This window comes from Paraburkholderia sp. 22099, assembly GCF_052045835.1.
Classification (GTDB): domain Bacteria; phylum Pseudomonadota; class Gammaproteobacteria; order Burkholderiales; family Burkholderiaceae; genus Paraburkholderia; species Paraburkholderia terricola.
Genome location: NZ_JBQEPU010000004.1, coordinates 175162 through 190570, shown reverse-complemented (window position 1 = coordinate 190570; position 15409 = coordinate 175162). Strand labels below are relative to the sequence as shown.

At 66.6% G+C, this 15409-nt stretch carries 15 protein-coding genes; 6 read left to right on the top strand and 9 right to left on the bottom strand.

Features of this window, described 5'->3' with window-relative positions:
• Positions 1-119 precede the first annotated feature (119 nt).
• From ACTJLC_RS06165 to ACTJLC_RS06140, 6 genes are all read right to left on the bottom strand, one after another.
• Positions 120-701 carry a cytochrome b gene (locus ACTJLC_RS06165; protein WP_083081060.1) on the bottom strand — a complete coding sequence of 194 codons (582 nt, stop codon included), beginning with the start codon at positions 699-701 and terminating at the stop codon, positions 120-122.
• A gap of 69 nt (positions 702-770) precedes the next feature.
• Positions 771-1661 carry a formylmethanofuran dehydrogenase subunit C gene (locus ACTJLC_RS06160; RefSeq protein ID WP_440843317.1) on the bottom strand — a complete coding sequence of 297 codons (891 nt, stop codon included), beginning with the start codon at positions 1659-1661 and terminating at the stop codon, positions 771-773.
• Positions 1658-2617 carry a formylmethanofuran--tetrahydromethanopterin N-formyltransferase gene (gene fhcD / locus ACTJLC_RS06155; protein WP_073427421.1) on the bottom strand — a complete coding sequence of 320 codons (960 nt, stop codon included), beginning with the start codon at positions 2615-2617 and terminating at the stop codon, positions 1658-1660. The genes ACTJLC_RS06160 and fhcD overlap by 4 nt, the downstream gene beginning before the upstream one ends.
• 64 nt (positions 2618-2681) lie before the next feature.
• Complete coding sequence (locus tag ACTJLC_RS06150; protein ID WP_083081057.1) at positions 2682-4382, bottom strand: formylmethanofuran dehydrogenase subunit A; 1701 nt, start codon at positions 4380-4382, stop codon at positions 2682-2684.
• Entirely contained in the window at positions 4379-5773 is a 1395-nt protein-coding gene (locus tag ACTJLC_RS06145) for a formylmethanofuran dehydrogenase (RefSeq protein ID WP_310117883.1), read from the bottom strand. Before ACTJLC_RS06145 ends, ACTJLC_RS06150 begins: the two co-directional genes overlap by 4 nt.
• A 295-nt stretch (positions 5774-6068) precedes the next feature.
• Positions 6069-6869 (bottom strand): HisA/HisF-related TIM barrel protein, encoded by an 801-nt coding sequence (locus tag ACTJLC_RS06140; RefSeq protein WP_310315540.1) that lies wholly within the window; start codon positions 6867-6869, stop codon positions 6069-6071.
• A gap of 15 nt (positions 6870-6884) precedes the next feature.
• On the opposite strand from ACTJLC_RS06140, the gene ACTJLC_RS06135 reads away from it, so the two are divergent.
• From ACTJLC_RS06135 to ACTJLC_RS06125, 3 genes are all read left to right on the top strand, one after another.
• On the top strand, positions 6885-7949 hold the full coding sequence (locus tag ACTJLC_RS06135) for an ATP-grasp domain-containing protein (protein ID WP_310315538.1): 1065 nt from the start codon (positions 6885-6887) through the stop codon (positions 7947-7949).
• Complete coding sequence (locus ACTJLC_RS06130) at positions 7946-9184, top strand: hydantoinase/oxoprolinase family protein (protein ID WP_310315536.1); 1239 nt, start codon at positions 7946-7948, stop codon at positions 9182-9184. The genes ACTJLC_RS06135 and ACTJLC_RS06130 overlap by 4 nt, the downstream gene beginning before the upstream one ends.
• Before the next feature lie 361 nt (positions 9185-9545).
• Positions 9546-10136, top strand: a complete 591-nt coding sequence (locus ACTJLC_RS06125) for an amino acid kinase family protein (RefSeq protein WP_073427426.1) — start codon at positions 9546-9548, stop codon at positions 10134-10136.
• A 72-nt stretch (positions 10137-10208) separates the two neighbouring features.
• Here ACTJLC_RS06125 and ACTJLC_RS06120 read toward each other — a convergent pair whose 3' ends face one another.
• From ACTJLC_RS06120 to pqqA, 3 genes are all read right to left on the bottom strand, one after another.
• Positions 10209-10955, bottom strand: a complete 747-nt coding sequence (locus ACTJLC_RS06120) for a (5-formylfuran-3-yl)methyl phosphate synthase (RefSeq protein ID WP_154872615.1) — start codon at positions 10953-10955, stop codon at positions 10209-10211.
• A 16-nt stretch (positions 10956-10971) separates the two neighbouring features.
• Positions 10972-11571, bottom strand: coding sequence for a DUF447 domain-containing protein (locus ACTJLC_RS06115; protein ID WP_083082916.1), 600 nt, complete (start codon positions 11569-11571; stop codon positions 10972-10974).
• A 96-nt stretch (positions 11572-11667) separates the two neighbouring features.
• The gene (gene pqqA / locus ACTJLC_RS06110) at positions 11668-11742 is read right to left on the bottom strand and encodes a pyrroloquinoline quinone precursor peptide PqqA (RefSeq protein WP_013342881.1); all 75 of its coding nucleotides are present in this window, start codon (positions 11740-11742) and stop codon (positions 11668-11670) included.
• A 467-nt stretch (positions 11743-12209) separates the two neighbouring features.
• Here pqqA and ACTJLC_RS06105 point away from each other — a divergent pair, with 467 nt between their 5' ends.
• The 3 genes from ACTJLC_RS06105 to cbbX all read left to right on the top strand — a co-directional run bounded on the left by ACTJLC_RS06105 (position 12210) and on the right by cbbX (position 15397).
• The gene (locus tag ACTJLC_RS06105) at positions 12210-13727 is read left to right on the top strand and encodes a ribulose-bisphosphate carboxylase large subunit (RefSeq protein ID WP_073427429.1); all 1518 of its coding nucleotides are present in this window, start codon (positions 12210-12212) and stop codon (positions 13725-13727) included.
• 111 nt (positions 13728-13838) lie between these two features.
• The gene (locus ACTJLC_RS06100) at positions 13839-14267 is read left to right on the top strand and encodes a ribulose bisphosphate carboxylase small subunit (protein ID WP_083081048.1); all 429 of its coding nucleotides are present in this window, start codon (positions 13839-13841) and stop codon (positions 14265-14267) included.
• Positions 14268-14359: 92 nt separating this feature from the next.
• Positions 14360-15397 (top strand): CbbX protein, encoded by a 1038-nt coding sequence (gene cbbX, locus ACTJLC_RS06095; protein WP_073427431.1) that lies wholly within the window; start codon positions 14360-14362, stop codon positions 15395-15397.
• Positions 15398-15409: the final 12 nt, after the last annotated feature.

The following is a 15409-nucleotide window of genomic DNA, read 5'->3' as shown; positions in this document are numbered from 1 at the left end:
CGACGCGGTAGGCGCATGAGGTGCATGAGGCGCATGAAGCGCGTTCGTTGCTTGAAGCGCTTGAAGCGCCTCAAGCCCATGCGGCCCATGCGACGAACCACCCCGCGCAGCCCGCCTAGTCATGGCAGCATCCTCGCCAGCAGGTTGTCGCGGTCGATCAACTGATGCTTGATCGCCCCGGCCACGTGCAGCACGATCAGCGCGATCAGCACATACGCGGCCGCTTCGTGAATGCCGAAGAACAGCGAGCGCAGTGCCTTGTCGTCCCAGCCCCACTTCGGCAGCAGGATGCCCCAGAAACGCGTGCCATACGTGTTGAACGACGACCCGAGATAGCCGGAGAGCGGCATCACGACCATTGCCACGTATAAAAGACCCTGCGTAGTGCGCGCGGCGGCGCGTTGCCACGGTCGCATCGGCGGTAGCGGCGGCCGACCAACGACCGCGCGCACCATGATACGGAGAAGCACCAGCAGGAAAACCGTCAGTCCGAGTGACTTGTGGAAGGTGATCAACGACGCCTTGAGAGGCAGCCCCTTCGGCAACCCGACCATGTATAGCCCGAGCGCAAGCAGACCGATGATGCCGAACGCGATCACCCAATGCAGCACGATCAGCGAGCCGGCATAGCGCGGCGCGCGCGCGCCGGCTTTGGCGTCGGCGCGTGGCTTCGTGGCGTGAGGCGAATGCACCGTCGTCACTCCGTCTCCTTTCGTTTGATGTGTCCATCGAACACACTAATACAGCCTCGCGTGCGCACCACTCGGGTGTTACCCGGCGATCAGGATTTCGCCCCGTCCGTCGACCGCGAGATCGCCGGCGTAGCGCGCCGGCAGCTTCATCGCGCGCCACTGCGAGAAGGGCGTGATTTCGCGCGCGAGACTGCGCACCAGCAGCGCCCAGAATACGTCGAAACCGCGGCCGCCCTCGGTGAAGGTCGGCGGCAATTGCACGGGCCGCTGCGCGAGCAGCAGCGTGCCGCGCCTCATACCGTACGCATAATGCGGGCCGAGTTCCCCCGCCACGCAGACGGTGCCCGCGACGAGCCGCGACGCGGCGAATTCGCCCGCATCGCCGCCGACGAGCACGAGGCCGCGGCGCATGCGATCGGCGAGCCGCGCGCCCGTGTCGCCGTGAATCGTCAGCGTGCCGCCGGTCATGCCTTCCATGTCGCCGGTGAGCGCGCCGGCGGCGAAGTCGCCGCTATTGCCGGCCACGCTCAGGCGTCCGCCGCGCATTTCGCAGGCGGTGAAGTGTCCCGCATCGCCGTCGATGCGCAGCACGCCGCCCGCCATGTGCAAGCCGCTATAGTCGCCCGTCGAACCGTGGACGACAAGGTGGCCCGCCGTCATATGCGCGCCCACGCGGTCGAGCCACGGCTCGGCGCCGTCGATCACGAGCGTCGCGTCGGCGTGCTCGATGTGAGGCGCGTGAGGCGTGTGAGGCGTATGAGGCGCATCCGCCGCCGCACGCGCCGCCGCGGTTTCACTACGCGACACCTCGAACACGTCGCCCACCGCGCAGCGCTCGTTGCCCGCGGGCAGCACGATGCGCTCGATTTCGTTCAAGCTCAATTCCGCGAGCGGCGCGGGCAACAGCGCGCCCGCATCCACGCGGAAACCGGGCGGCGCTTTCACGCGCAGGGTGGTCGTCGTGCTCATGCGCGGCTCCCGTCGAGGCCGGCGGCCAGTTCGTGCAAATGGAAGTGGTACGGCCCCAGCTTGCCGCCGTAGTTGCCCGCCGAAATCCGCAGCATGCCCGCCGCGCGTCCGCGCGCGGTGGCCGCCACGATGCCCGCCGTCATCGCAAGGCCGACGTCCGCGTCGGTGAGGCCGTCGATCACGATTTCCAGCACGCAGCCGACTTCCGCGCCCAGTTCGCTGCGCGGCGAGAGTCCGACCAGCGTCGGGCAGAACGCGTCGTTGCTCGACGCGGTCGCGCCCTTGTACTTCGAACCGACCTTCGATCCCGAGCGGACGACGCCGCCAGGAAACGGCATGATCACGTTCGGCAGCTTGCGCATTGCCGCGACCGCGGCTTCGGAGGCGGCCAGCGCGGCGTCGATGTCGCGCGCGAGCAGCAGCAGATTGCCGCCGCCGACGGCCTTCACCGTCGCCGTGGTTTCCTCGCAGACGAACTCGCCGTCCATCACCGGCACGCGCCAGTAACGCGTGCCGGCGAGCACCTTCGAGATTTGCCAGCCGTCGCCGAAAAAGCGCAAGCCACGGCCGAGCGAGGCCACGTCGGAGAGCGGCGCGCGGCTTGTCGCCGGATCGATGCCGCCATAGATCGCGGTGGTCGGGCAGGTAAGCACGCATTGACCCACGCGCCGTTCGATCTGCTTGGCCAATTCCTTCGACGAGACCGCGAACAGCAAGACCGCGACTCCAGGCCGCCCATCCGGCGTGTCGCCCGGCGCGAGTTCGCGCTCGATGCCGGCCTCGCAACCGCAGCCGATCACCGAGGTCGCGAAGCCCGTCATCGCGTTGGCCGCGTTGAGCGCCCACGTCGGCGTGTGCGCGGTGATGACGAGCCGGGTCGCCTTCATCGGAAAGGCTTCCGCGAAGGTTGCGTCGATCGTGGTGCCGTTGATCTGAAGAGGTGCCGGGTCGCTCATCGTCTGGGGTTCGTGTTGGCGTGAATCAACCGTTCTGGTCAACCGTGTTTGTCGGCCGCGTTCATCAATTATTGGAGAAACATTCGACCGGCAGCAGCCTGCCGCCGCGGCAGCAATTGCAGATCTCGTCGTCGCTGATCGCCGCATGCGCGAAGTTGTTCGCGAGATTGGCGTCGCTATAGGCGCGCAGCGTTTTTTCGATGCCGCGGTCGAAATCGGGCGACACGAAATGGATGCCGCCCGTGGGCGTGGCGACGAGCGTGCCGTCGCGCGCCACCAGTTCGCCGTCCTTGAACACATACGCGGGCGACGTGAACATCCGCTCGCGATCCGGCTCGTCGCGATACACGGCGATGTCGGCCGCGGCACCCTCGCCCAGATGGCCGCGGTCGCGCAGGCCGAGCAGGCGCGCGGGCCCGGCGCGCGTGATGATGGCGATCTCGTACAGCGAGAATTCGCGCTTCAAATGCGGCAGCGCGCTCGCCACTTGCGCTTCGGGATGCAGCTTCGCGATCTGCTCGTCGCGAAACGATTTGTCCATCAGCAGGCGGATCAGATGCGGATAGCTGGTGAACGGGCCGCCGTTCGGATGATCGGTGGTCATCGAGACACGCCAGGGATCGTCGACCAGCAAAAAGATTTCGAGTCCGATGATCCATTGCAGCGCATTCACGAAGCTTTGCTCGCGATAGCGGAACGGCACCACGCCGCAGCCCGCGTCGCATTCGATGTCGCCCACCACCCACTTGTGCGGCCGCGCCATCGGCGCGTTGCGGAACTGCATCATCGTGTCACCCGAGGCGGTGACGGTTTGCCCGAAGATGATCTGGCCCACGTCGATCGACACGTTCGGCCGCGCGTTCACCGCTTCGGCGATATGGCGCGCGCCCGACGAAAACTTCTGCGGACCTTCGACGCCGTAGCTGTGAAACTGGATATGCGTGAGATGGATCGGCAGGCCGTCGGCGGCGTCCATCGTCGCGATGGTCGAGTCGATGTTGCCGGGCACGCCGAGATTGCTCGCGTGCACGTGCAGCGGATGCGGCACGCGCAGTTCGGTCAACGCGCGCGACAGCGTATGCAGCACCTCGCGCGGCGTGATGCCGTAGTGCTTGTGCGGCTCGTCCACGTTGAGCGAACGCTGGTTGAACTTGAACGCCGAGATGCCGCCGGGATTGACCACCTTCACGCCGAGCGCCTTGCTCGCGTGAATCGTCCAGCCGACGTAATCGCGCAGCCGCTCGAAGTCGTTGCGCGCGGCGAGCATCTGCAGGAACAGTTCGTCGTTGCCGAGCATCACATAGGCGCCGTGATCGATGATCGGCGTGTCGCCCATTTCGAGGTGCGTATGGCGCGCGTTGGACGGCATCATCGCCGGCTCGAACGCGGCCGTGTAGCCCATCTCGGCGTAGCGGTAGCCGGTCGCGAGCGTGCCCGGCGCGCAGACGCCGCACGACGGCAGACGCAAGTAACGCCCCGCGCCGTCCTGCACCGATTCGTAGGCCGCATCGCGCACGGGATCGGCGCGGTGATCCTCGGGCAGCAGCAGGCGCGACAGATTCGTCTTGCCGCCGCCGATGTGCGAATGCATGTCGATTCCGCCCGCCATCACGATCATGCCGGTGGCGTCGTATTCGTGATCGACCGGCGTGTTCGCCGCAACGTCGACGATGCGGCCGTCGCGAATCGTCAGATCGCGGCGCTCGCCGTTCACGCCGTTGGTGGGGTCGTAGATCGTGCCGCCTTTCAGCCGGACGAGGCTCATGGCTGCTCCTGAACGGCGGGGCGCGCATCGGGCGCATGAAGCCGCGCGGCCAGTTGCGTGGCGATCGCCTCGACCGAGGGCAGCGCGGCGCCGCGCGCGGCGGCGAGCGGCATCACGACCGAACTGTCGACCCGGAACAGATGACCGCCGCTGTCGATGCCGGGCGTCGCAACCGGAATGAAAACCGTCGCGGCGCCGCGCGACCTGGCCGCTTCGGCGAGAGCGGGATGACCGAGCACCACCGCGGGCACGGCCGGATCGAGCGAGGCCGGCCACGCGTGCGGCCCGAAACTCGCGACCCACAACAGCGCGTCGACTTCACCCTCGGCGAGCAGCCTGCTGGTGCGGTAGCGATACGGATCATGATCGAGCGGCGCGGTGCCGGCGAGCCGTCCGGGCTTCGAGACATGGGTGCGCAGCGGCAGGCCCGAGAGCCATGTCACCGTCTGGTTGACCGTGAGCGCGCCGTCGTCGCCGCCGAGCGCGAGACAGCCCGCGCGAGCCGTGAGGTTCGTCGTCTTGACGATGCGGTTCAACGCTTCGATCAGCAGCGCGGCATGCGGACCGGGCAGCGCGGCGGGCTCATAAACGAACACCGTATAGCGCGCGGCGGCAATGCGCGCTTGCAGCGCGGCTAGCGTCGCCAGCGTCTCCGACGTGCCCGTTCCGTTATCGGGCAACGCGCCGGGCTCGCGTCCCACGCTCAACGCGGACCATTGCGCGAGCGTGTGATACGGATCGGCGTCCGGCAGGATCGCTTCGACGCGCGCTTGCGCGAACGCGCTCGCGGCAGGGTCCGGCTCGCAACCGACGAACACCAGGTCGCGCGTGCCTTCGGTGCCCTCCAGCGTGCGCGCGTAAAAACGCGGATAGCGCCGCGACGGCTGGCAGCCGAAAAACACCAGCAGATCGGCGCGGCTGCGCACTTCGGAGAGCGTCGTGAAGAACGAGCCGCGATCCTGCAACGCGAGTGTCGCGGCGCTCATCGCGTCGCCATGCAAATGATCGAGGATCGCGCCGCAACCGGCCGCGAGCGTGTACAACGCGCGTGCGCCGGCGACGTCGGTGGCGAGCGCGCCGAACAGCGGACGGCGCGCGTTCGACAGCATCCGCGCCGCATGAGTGAGCGCGTCGTCGAGATTGGCGTCCTGTCCGTCGATGCTGCTCGCGCACTGCGCGTCGCTCGCGCCGTAGCACGTGAGCGCGTCGGCGAGCCGCGGGCAATCGGTGTCGGGCACGCTGAGCGTGGCGTCGTCGTGCGCATTGACGACCAGGTCGTCGCACAGCAGCGGGCAGAACGGACAGGTCCAGTCGCGCGTGGTCGACAAGGCGGGCACGTTGGCCGCGCCCGAGGGGCTCGTGTTCGACGGATCGGTCGGTGGAAGGTGCATGGCTTCGTTTTAGCAAGCTCCATGCCGATGGCCGCGATAGTGCAACGACGCTCGCGCGGATCGAATCGCGCACCGCTAATGTGGCCGTGTGCTTAAAAGGATCGGACGGTCGTGGCACTCGCATTGCATGCGGCTTGCGTGCGTCGGCCGCTGTGGCATCGACAGCGCCGAAACCCCGGTGCGCCGCACAGGTTGTGTGCCGATCTGGAGCAGAGTGTCACACGCGGCCGCATTGCTTTCTGTTTGTTTACCGCCGTGCGTTGTCCCGCGATTGGCATGGATTTTGTATAGCCTGCTACGTGGATTCGAAGAGCGGGAGGCCGATCTGGCGATCATGCAGTGCGGACGCCACCAGCCATCCGGTGGCGCCAGTCCGCGCCGCCGCGCTCAGATCGGCTCGATCGCGAATGCCGCCCGCGCCGATCACGGCGGTGCCCGCGGGCGCGTTCGAGCGGATGCGCTCGACGGTGCGCAGGTCGGGACCGTCGTAGCTGCCGACCTGGTCGAGCGTCATGGCGATCACCCGGCCGGGCCACCATGACGATGTGGGTTCGAACGCAGGGTCGGCAAGCAACTGGCCGGCGCGATGATCGAGCGAAAGAATGGGCGAGAGGCCGGCAGCCTCGGCCGCTTGCAGCGCGTGAAGGTCGCGCAGCGACTCGGTGCCGAACACGGGCACGAGGGCCGCGAGATCGTGAGTCGAGTGGTCGTTGGGGGCGTTGTGGTCGCCGATGCGCGATTGAGCCGGGCCGCTCTGCTCGATGTGCTGAATGTGAGTGAGGCGCTCGATGCTGTCGAATAGCGAGCGCATCGACGCAAAGTCGGCATAGCCCGCATCGAGCCAGATGTCGATGCCGGGGAGGGCGGCACGCAGCATGGCGAGCGTCGCGACATGGGCGCCGCGTTGAAGGATGGCGCCGAGGTCGGCGATATAGAGCGTGCGCGCGCCGCTTGCGGCAATGAGCGCACGGGCGATGTGAAGCGGCTCGCTGGTGGCGGCGAGCGGCGACTGGATCGGCAGATAAGCGGTCCGCTCGCCGCGCACCGCGCGCACGACGTGGCCGTCGAGCAGATCGAGAACCGGTATCACCTGCATTGGGGGCGTGCTCCTTTGACCAAGATCTTTGTCTATGAGTATCTCACTGGCGGCGGCATCGACCCGGCGCTGGCCGGCGCGGGCAGTCTCGCCGACCTGAGCGCGTTGATCGTCGAGGGGCGGGTGATGCGCGACGCGCTGGTCGCGGATCTGCGCGAACTCGACGGCGTGCAGGTGACGTTCGCCAGTTCGCGCTTCGAAACCGTCGACCCGGCGCTGGCCCATTGTAGGGCCGCGCCGGGCGAATCGATGACGGCCTTCGTCGCAAGAGTGGCGCGCGAACACGATTACGCGTGGATCATCGCGCCCGAATGCGACGGCTTGCTGCTGCATCTTTACGATGCGGTCGGCACGGCGCGCTGGCTCGGTTGCGCGAAGGAAGCGATTCGCGCGGCGTCGAGCAAGAGCGTGACCGCCGCGTGTCTCGCGGCGCATGGCATCGCGACGACGCCCGCGCTCGAACCGGGGCAAGCCGATGCGCGTTCGGAGCGTCATCCGTTCGCCGGCCGCTGGGTCGTGAAACCGGACGACGGCGCGGGCGGTCTCGACACGTTCGTGTTCGACCGTTTCGCCGATGCCTGCGCGGAATACGATGCGCGTGCCGCCGCCGGACGCAATCCGGTGCTTCAGGAATGGGTCGACGGCGAGCCGCTCAGTCTCTCGCTGATCTGTCACGAGGACCGCGCCGAGCTCATCAGCATCAACCGGCAGCAGATCGGTTTGAGCGGAGCCGACGCAAGCGGACCGCAACCGCGGATCGTCGAATTCGACGGCGTGATGGTGAACCAGATCGATCGTCTCGGCGACCAGGGCCGTGTGCTCGGCGACCTCGCGCAGCGCGTGTATGCGGCGCTGCCCGGCTTGCGCGGCTTTGCCGGCATCGACGTGGTGTGGCATCCCGAGCGCGGCCCCGTGGTGATCGAGGTCAATCCGCGGTTGACCGTCGCGTATGCGGGGCTGTCCGCGTCGCTCGGCGGCAATCTCGCGCGCGCGTTGCTGGCGGCGCATGGGGCGCGCATCGACAGAAGCGCGGCGGCGCGCCCGCACGGCTCCGAGACGGCCTGTGGAGCGCGGCCGTGAGCGCGGCGCAGGCAGCGCATGCGAGCGATGCGGGCGTCGATGGCGCGATTTTCGGCTGGGATGTGGGCGGCGCGCACGTGAAGGTGTCGATGGCCGATGCCGGCGGCGCGGTGCTCGACGTCGCGCAATGGGCGTGTCCGCTGTGGCAGGGACTCGAACATCTGGAGCGGACGATCGACCTCGTGTTCGAGCGCTGGCCGGCCGCGAACACGGCCGCCGCGCGGCACGCGGTGACGATGACGGGCGAGATGGTCGACCTGTTCCCCGACCGCGCCGCAGGCGTGCGGGCGATTGCCGGCACGCTCGCGCAGCGGCTCGCGCCGCGCTCGCATGCGCCGGTGCAGTCGCAAACGCACGCGCGGTTGGGCTCACGATCAGATGCACAAGCAGGCGCACAGGCAGGCGCACAGGCAGGCTCACAACCGGGCGCACAGTTGCGTTTTTATGCAGGCGAAATCGGCTGGCTCGCGCCGCAAGACTGCGCCGCCAACTGGCGTGACGTTGCCTCCGCGAACTGGCTCGCCACCGCGCACTGGGTCGCCACGCGCGCAGCCGACGCGCTGCTCATCGACATCGGCAGCACGACCACCGACATCATTCCGATCGCTGGCGGGCGCGTCGTCGCGCGCGCCGCGACCGATGCCGGGCGGCTCGCGACCGGCGAACTGGTCTACCAGGGTGTTGTGCGCACGCCGTTGTGCGGGATCGCGCACCGCATCGAATTCGCGGGCGCGGCCGTCAACGTGATGAACGAATGGTTCGCGACGAGCGCGGATGTCTATCGGCTGACCGGCGAACTGGAGCCGCACTACGACCTCTATCCGAGCGCCGACCAGGGACCGAAGACGGAAGCCGCGAGCCGTGCGCGGATCGCGCGGATGATCGGCCGCGACGCCTACGAAACGGAGCCTGCCGAATGGCGCCGGTTCGCGCTGCGCTGGCGCGAACTGCAATTGCGCGAGATCGGCGTGAACCTCGCGCGCGTGACGGCGGCGCATCCCGAGCTGGCCGCCGCGCCGCTGGTGGGCGCGGGCTGCGGACGCTTCCTCGTGGCGGCGCTGGCGCGTGAGGAGGCGCGCGGCTATGTCGATTTCGGCGCGCTGGCGGGCGTTCCCGACGCATGCTCGGAGTGGGCCGCGACTTGCGCGCCGAGCGTGGCGGTGGCGCTGCTCGCGGCCGCGCACGACCGGCATGCGGGCCGCGACGGCGCGGGCGCAGTATCGCGGGCGGCATGAGCCGCGGCGCGATGAGCCGCGCGATGGACGGCAGGCGGAACGGCACGGCGTGAGCTTTTGGGGTGTGACAGGTAGGGCGCGGTATCGCGGGCGGCATGAGCCGCGGCGCGATGAGCCGCGCGATGGACGGCACGCGGAACAGCACGGCGTGAGCTTTTTGGGTGTGACAGGTAGGGCGCGATATCGCGGGCGGCATGAGCCGAAGCGCGATGAGCCGCGCGTCGGACGGCACGCGGCACAGCACGACGCGAGGTTTGTCAGACAGCGCTCGAACGCGCGAGCCAATCAGCAGGTGAAGGCACCCGCAACGAACATGCAGCGAACACACCAACGCAGTTAATCGGAAACGAGGACAACGGTCATGTGGGTGGTCAAGATCGGGGGCAGCCTGAGTCACGAGCCGACGCTGCGCAACTGGCTCGACGAGCTATGCGAGGTGGGCGGCGGGCGCGTCGTGATCGTGCCCGGCGGCGGCGATTTCGCCGACAAGGTGCGGCAATATCAGAGCGAGTGGCGTTTCGACGATCTCGTCGCGCACAACATGTGTCTGCTCGCGATGACGCAGTACGCGATCATGATGCAAGGCGTGCGGCCCGAACTCGTGCTCGCGTCGAGCGAGGCCAAGATTCGCCGCGCGTTGCGCGACGGCCATGTCGCCGTATGGGTGCCGACCGCGTTGATGCGCGACACGCCCGACGCGATGAGCAACTGGGACACGACCTCCGACAGCCTCGCCGCCTGGCTCTCGACGATGCTCAACGCCGAGCGGCTGATCGTGGTGAAGTCATGTCCGATCTTCGAGGACGAACGGCTTGAAACGCTGGCGGCAACGGGCGTGGTGGACCGCCGTTTCGTCGACTATGTGAACGACGCGAATTACGTGGTGGAATTGCTCAACAAGGACAACGTGGCGTTGATGCGCGACCGGCTGCTGAACATGCCGGTGACGTAGTCGGCAAGCGGACATCCGTGGATGAGCAGCATGGGCGGCACGAGCGCCGCACCATGCGCCGGGAGAAGAATCCTACAAACGGGCCGCGTCCGAAGAAACGCCCGAGCCCGAAGTAGCGCCCGCAAGACCCCTATCACCGCTTGCACTGTGCAGCGCGCCGGCCAGGTCGGCGACCCGTTGCGGATCGAGCCGCGAGCGGCGCCCATCCACGCACAAGGCCGTGCGAAAGCCCGCGAAATCCGGCGCCAGCGCCCTGATCTGCGCGAGCTGCGCCCAGCCGAGCGAACCGGCGATGCCGCTCATCGCGCCCTGCTCGCGGATCAGCCGCAGCCATTGCCCCAGCGATTCGCTGTCCACGTGATCGAACAGCGTGTTGCCGTCCTTGCCCTCGGTGTCGAACATCACGCCCACGAATCCGAGCGTGGCCGCGTAGGCGACCAGTTCGCCGTCCATGCCGCCGTCGCACAGCAGCACCGGCACGACGGTCGCCGGCAGATTCGCGAGGTGTTCGAGGCAACGCCGCGCGGCCGGTCCCGGCGCCACGCCCACTTTCACATAATCGACGCCCGCCTCGCTGACCTCGATGACGCGCGCGGCGATCTCGTCGAGCGCTTCGGCCGGCACGTCGCCGATCGTCGCGCTGATCGGCTTGACCGGGTAACGGGCGCGTAGATGACGCGCGATATTCGTGATGTCGCCGATCGACAGGCCGCCGAGCGCGCCCGCGTTCGGCTCCTTCAGGTCGATCAGCTCGGCGCCGGCCTGGGCGGCGTCGAACGCCTCCTCGTGCGAGCGGACGCTCGCGAGCAATGCGGTCATCGGGTTCTCCGAAAGACTAGTGGGACACGAGTTCGGCGGACGAACCGCCGGCGGAATCGAGGCTCGCGCGGTGTCGCGCGATCGCGGAGGTGAGCCAGCCCCAGGCGGTGCGCTCGGCATCGCCCGCGGTTTTGTCGATGGCGATCTGCAGGTAAGCCATTTCGCGGTCGACCTTGTCGGCCGGCAGCATGAAGAGCCGGCTCACCAGCACCGCGCCTTCGATCACCGCCGCCTGAGCGCGGTTGAAACCGGCGAACGGCGCGTGATTCTCGCGGTGCACGCACTTCATGCGCAGCACCGGGCGCTGGTTGTCGTCGCGCAGTTCATCGAGTTCGAGTTCGGCATGCGCGAGCGACTCCGCCAGCCGGATACTCGCGACGCGAGTGGCGGCGACCGTGGGCCAATCGGTCGCGCAATGCGTGACGCAGCCCGCGAAAACGCGGACGTCGGTGGTGAAATTCAGAACCGCCGCGCGCGACGCGACGATATTGTCGAGTGTGGTCGACGGGCGAAACGGGGAAAGAATGACGAACTCGCCCTCGTAACGCGCCCCCATCGGCGCTATGTGAGGACGGCCATCGCACGCTGCCGTGGTGACGATCGTTTCGTGGATCATGATGGAACGTGAGTCGTGACAGCGCCGAAAGGCCGGCCGATTCAGCTAAAGAGAAAAGTGATCCGCGAAAGGGCCGCGCATGCGGCCCGTGCGGGCTTAACGCGTCGCGATATACATCGTGATTTCAAAACCAAAGCGCATATCGGTGTAGCTAGGTGTCGTCCATTGCATATGTGTTCCTCCATGTGGTTGACACATCGTTGCGCCGTGAACCGAGCGTGATGCCGGGCTGCATCGGCGTTGCTGACTACGCAAACTCCATGCCGGGCGCTGTACTGCAACGCGCGGGCGGCAGGCGGTTCGCGCGAAATACAGCATACGCCGAATTGCATCGGCATGCCGCTCGTGCGGGTTTGCAAATCGCCGGCCGCGCAGTGTCCCGATCCCGAAGCAAAGTGTTCCATTACGATTCGAAGGTTTCTGTCCTCCTGTCACGCCATTTGAAATCGTCGCGTGGAATATCGGCGTGGGTTGAAAACGCATTTCATGAAAACGTGTTTCGTGATGCGCAGTTGATAATGGATCGGTTAACTCTGCCAAATTAAATCGTGAATTCCCAATGATGACGCCCTTGTCTACAGTGCAACTCAAGCGCTTCGTTCTCCCGGCAGCGCGCTTGCCACAATCGAGGATACGTCATGAACGATTTCAGTCAACCGGTGATCGAGACAGCACTTGATTCGCAAAAACCGGGCAATCCTGGCAGTTCGGGCAAGCCGCGCGAACGCTACGCCGCGGGTGTCATGAAATACCGCGAAATGGGTTACTGGCAGCCGGATTACATACCGAAAGACACCGACGTGATCGCGCTCTTTCGCATCACGCCGCAACCCGGCGTCGAGCCGGAGGAAGCGGCGGCCGCCGTGGCCGGCGAATCGTCCACGGCAACGTGGACCGTGGTGTGGACCGACCGCCTCACCGCTTGCGACATGTATCGCGCCAAGGCTTACCGCGTCGATCCGGTGCCGTCGTCGTCCTCCGGCGAACCGCAGTACTTCGCGTACATCGCCTATGAACTCGATCTGTTCGAGGAGGGCTCGGTCGCCAACCTCACGGCGTCGATCATCGGCAACGTATTCGGTTTCAAGCCGCTCAAGGCGCTGCGTCTCGAGGACATGCGCATACCGGTGGCGTATCTGAAGACCTTTCAGGGGCCGCCGACCGGCATCGTCGTCGAACGCGAACGGCTCGACAAATATGGACGGCCGCTGCTCGGCGCGACGGTCAAGCCGAAGCTCGGCTTGTCGGGCAAGAACTATGGCCGCGTGGTGTACGAGGGGCTCAGAGGCGGACTCGATTTCCTGAAAGACGACGAGAACATCAACTCGCAGGCCTTCATGCACTGGCGCGACCGTTTTCTGTTTTCGATGGAAGCGGTGAACCGCGCGCAAGCGGAAACGGGGGAGGTGAAGGGCCATTATCTGAACGTGACGGCCGGCACGATGGAGGACATGTACGAGCGCGCCGAATTCGCCAAGGAGCTCGGCTCGTGCATCGTGATGATCGACCTCGTCATCGGTTGGACCGCGATTCAATCGATGTCGCGTTGGGCGCGCAAGAACGACATGATCCTGCATCTGCATCGCGCCGGTCACAGCACGTACACGCGGCAACGCAATCACGGCATTTCGTTTCGCGTGATCGCCAAGTGGCTGCGCATGGCGGGCGTCGATCATGCGCATGCGGGCACGGCGGTCGGCAAGCTCGAAGGTGATCCATTGTCGGTACAGGGGTATTACAACGTGTGCCGCGACGCGCACAACGAAGTGGACCTGTCGCGCGGTATTTTCTTCGATCAGCCGTGGGCCGGCTTGCGCAAGATTATGCCGGTCGCCTCGGGCGGGATTCACGCGGGACAGATGCATCAACTGCTCGATCTGTTCGGCGACGACGCGATCCTGCAATTCGGCGGCGGCACGATCGGGCATCCGGCCGGCATTCAGGCGGGCGCCGTGGCGAACCGCGTCGCGCTCGAATCGATGGTGAAGGCGCGCAACGAGGGCCGCGACATCGTGAACGAGGGCCCCGAGATTCTCGAAGCCGCCGCGCGCTGGTGCACGCCGCTCAAGCAGGCGCTCGATACGTGGCGGGACGTGAGCTTCAACTACGCATCGACCGACACGCCCGACTTCGCCGCCACGCCGAGCGTCGCGTAAAACGCCGCATTCACGGCAATCGTTATCGCGGGAACGACAGCAGTGCCGCCGCACTGCGTTGGACAACTGTCGACCCGATTCAGGCCGTCACATCAATCAACGAGGTTCGCCATGCGCATTACACAAGGCACATTTTCCTTCTTGCCGGAATTGACCGACGAGGAGATCGGCTTGCAGATCGACTATGCGTTGAGCCAGGGCTGGGCCTGCTCGGTGGAATACACCGACGACCCGCATCCGCGCAATACGTACTGGGAAATGTGGGGCTTGCCCATGTTCGATCTGCGCGATGCGGCCGGCGTGTTGCAGGAGGTGAGGGCATGCCGCGCGGCGTGGCCGCAGCACTACATCAAGGTCAATGCGTTCGATTCGGAGCGCACCTTCGAGACGATGCGCCTGTCGTTCATCGTCAACCGGCCGGAGGACGAGCCGGGTTTCCGTCTCACGCGGCAGGATGGCGCGGGGCGCGTGCAGCGCTATGGACTGTCGAGCTATGCGGGCGACCGGCCCGCGGGTGAGCGCTACGGCCCGGCACGGTAATTGGATGCGGTGCGGTGCATGAGTCGCTGTATCGATCACCGCATCGCTCACCGCGTCGATCACCGCGCGAATGGTATGAACAAGGAGATGCAATGACCGAAGCTGCCGTAGTGGACACGCATGCGCCGTCCGTTGCACGAGCCGGCGCGCAGGATTCGCGTCAGGAGCCGCCGCATATCGATCTCGCGGCGCTGTATCGCGACTCCGGCATCGGCGACGTGCTCGCCGAACTCGACCGCGACCTGGTCGGACTCGTGCCGGTCAAGACCCGCATTCGCGAGGTCGCCGCTCATCTGCTGGTGGAGCGCGCCCGCGATTCGCTCGGCCTCGCGAGCGGCGCGCCGACCCTGCACATGTGTTTCTCCGGCAATCCCGGCACGGGCAAGACCACGGTCGCGCTGCGCATGGCCGAAGTGCTGCACCGGCTCGGCTACATTCGCCGCAATCATCTGGTTTCGGTGACGCGCGACGACCTCGTCGGTCAATACATCGGCCATACCGCGCCGAAAACGCGCGATGTGCTAAAGCGCGCGATGGGCGGCGTGCTGTTCATCGACGAAGCGTATTACCTGTATCGCCCCGAGAACGAGCGCGACTACGGCCAGGAAGCGATCGAAATCCTGCTGCAGACAATGGAAAACCAGCGCGACGATCTGGTGGTGATTCTCGCGGGCTACGCGTCGCGGATGGAAATCTTCTTCGAAAGCAATCCGGGTTTCCGTTCCCGGATCGCGCATCACATCACGTTCCCCGATTACGAGGAAGCGGAACTGCTCGACATCGCCGAGCGCATGCTCGCGACGATGCACTACCGCTTCGACGCCGACTCGCGGCGCGCTTTCGCCGAGTACCTTGCGCTGCGCATCCGTCAGCCGAATTTCGCCAACGCCCGTTCGGTGCGCAATGCGCTCGACCGCGCGCGGCTGCGCCAGGCCAATCGCCTGTTCGCCAACGCGATGAAGGGCGGCGCGCCGATCGACGCCGCCGCGCTCACGTTGATCGGCGCCGCCGACGTGCGCGCGAGCCGCGTATTCGACGAGCCGTCCGCCGAGGCCGGGAGCGACGCCGCTTGTGCGTCCGCGTCCGCATCCCCGCCAGCGCCGCGCGCCTTTCAGGCGCCGCCAGGCTGAACGACAACAATC

Bases quoted from the DNA above. Each gene is read 5' to 3' on its own strand.
- ACTJLC_RS06160 (WP_440843317.1), bottom strand. From the start codon at position 1,661: ATGAGCACGACGACCACCCTGCGCGTGAAAGCGCCGCCCGGTTTCCGC.
- fhcD (WP_073427421.1), bottom strand. From the start codon at position 2,617: ATGAGCGACCCGGCACCTCTTCAGATCAACGGCACCACGATCGACGCA.
- ACTJLC_RS06150 (WP_083081057.1), bottom strand. From the start codon at position 4,382: ATGAGCCTCGTCCGGCTGAAAGGCGGCACGATCTACGACCCCACCAAC.
- ACTJLC_RS06145 (WP_310117883.1), bottom strand. From the start codon at position 5,773: ATGCACCTTCCACCGACCGATCCGTCGAACACGAGCCCCTCGGGCGCG.
- ACTJLC_RS06140 (WP_310315540.1), bottom strand. From the start codon at position 6,869: ATGCAGGTGATACCGGTTCTCGATCTGCTCGACGGCCACGTCGTGCGC.
- ACTJLC_RS06125 (WP_073427426.1), top strand. From the start codon at position 9,546: ATGTGGGTGGTCAAGATCGGGGGCAGCCTGAGTCACGAGCCGACGCTG.
- ACTJLC_RS06120 (WP_154872615.1), bottom strand. From the start codon at position 10,955: ATGACCGCATTGCTCGCGAGCGTCCGCTCGCACGAGGAGGCGTTCGAC.
- ACTJLC_RS06115 (WP_083082916.1), bottom strand. From the start codon at position 11,571: ATGATCCACGAAACGATCGTCACCACGGCAGCGTGCGATGGCCGTCCT.
- ACTJLC_RS06105 (WP_073427429.1), top strand. From the start codon at position 12,210: ATGAACGATTTCAGTCAACCGGTGATCGAGACAGCACTTGATTCGCAA.
- ACTJLC_RS06100 (WP_083081048.1), top strand. From the start codon at position 13,839: ATGCGCATTACACAAGGCACATTTTCCTTCTTGCCGGAATTGACCGAC.
- cbbX (WP_073427431.1), top strand. From the start codon at position 14,360: ATGACCGAAGCTGCCGTAGTGGACACGCATGCGCCGTCCGTTGCACGA.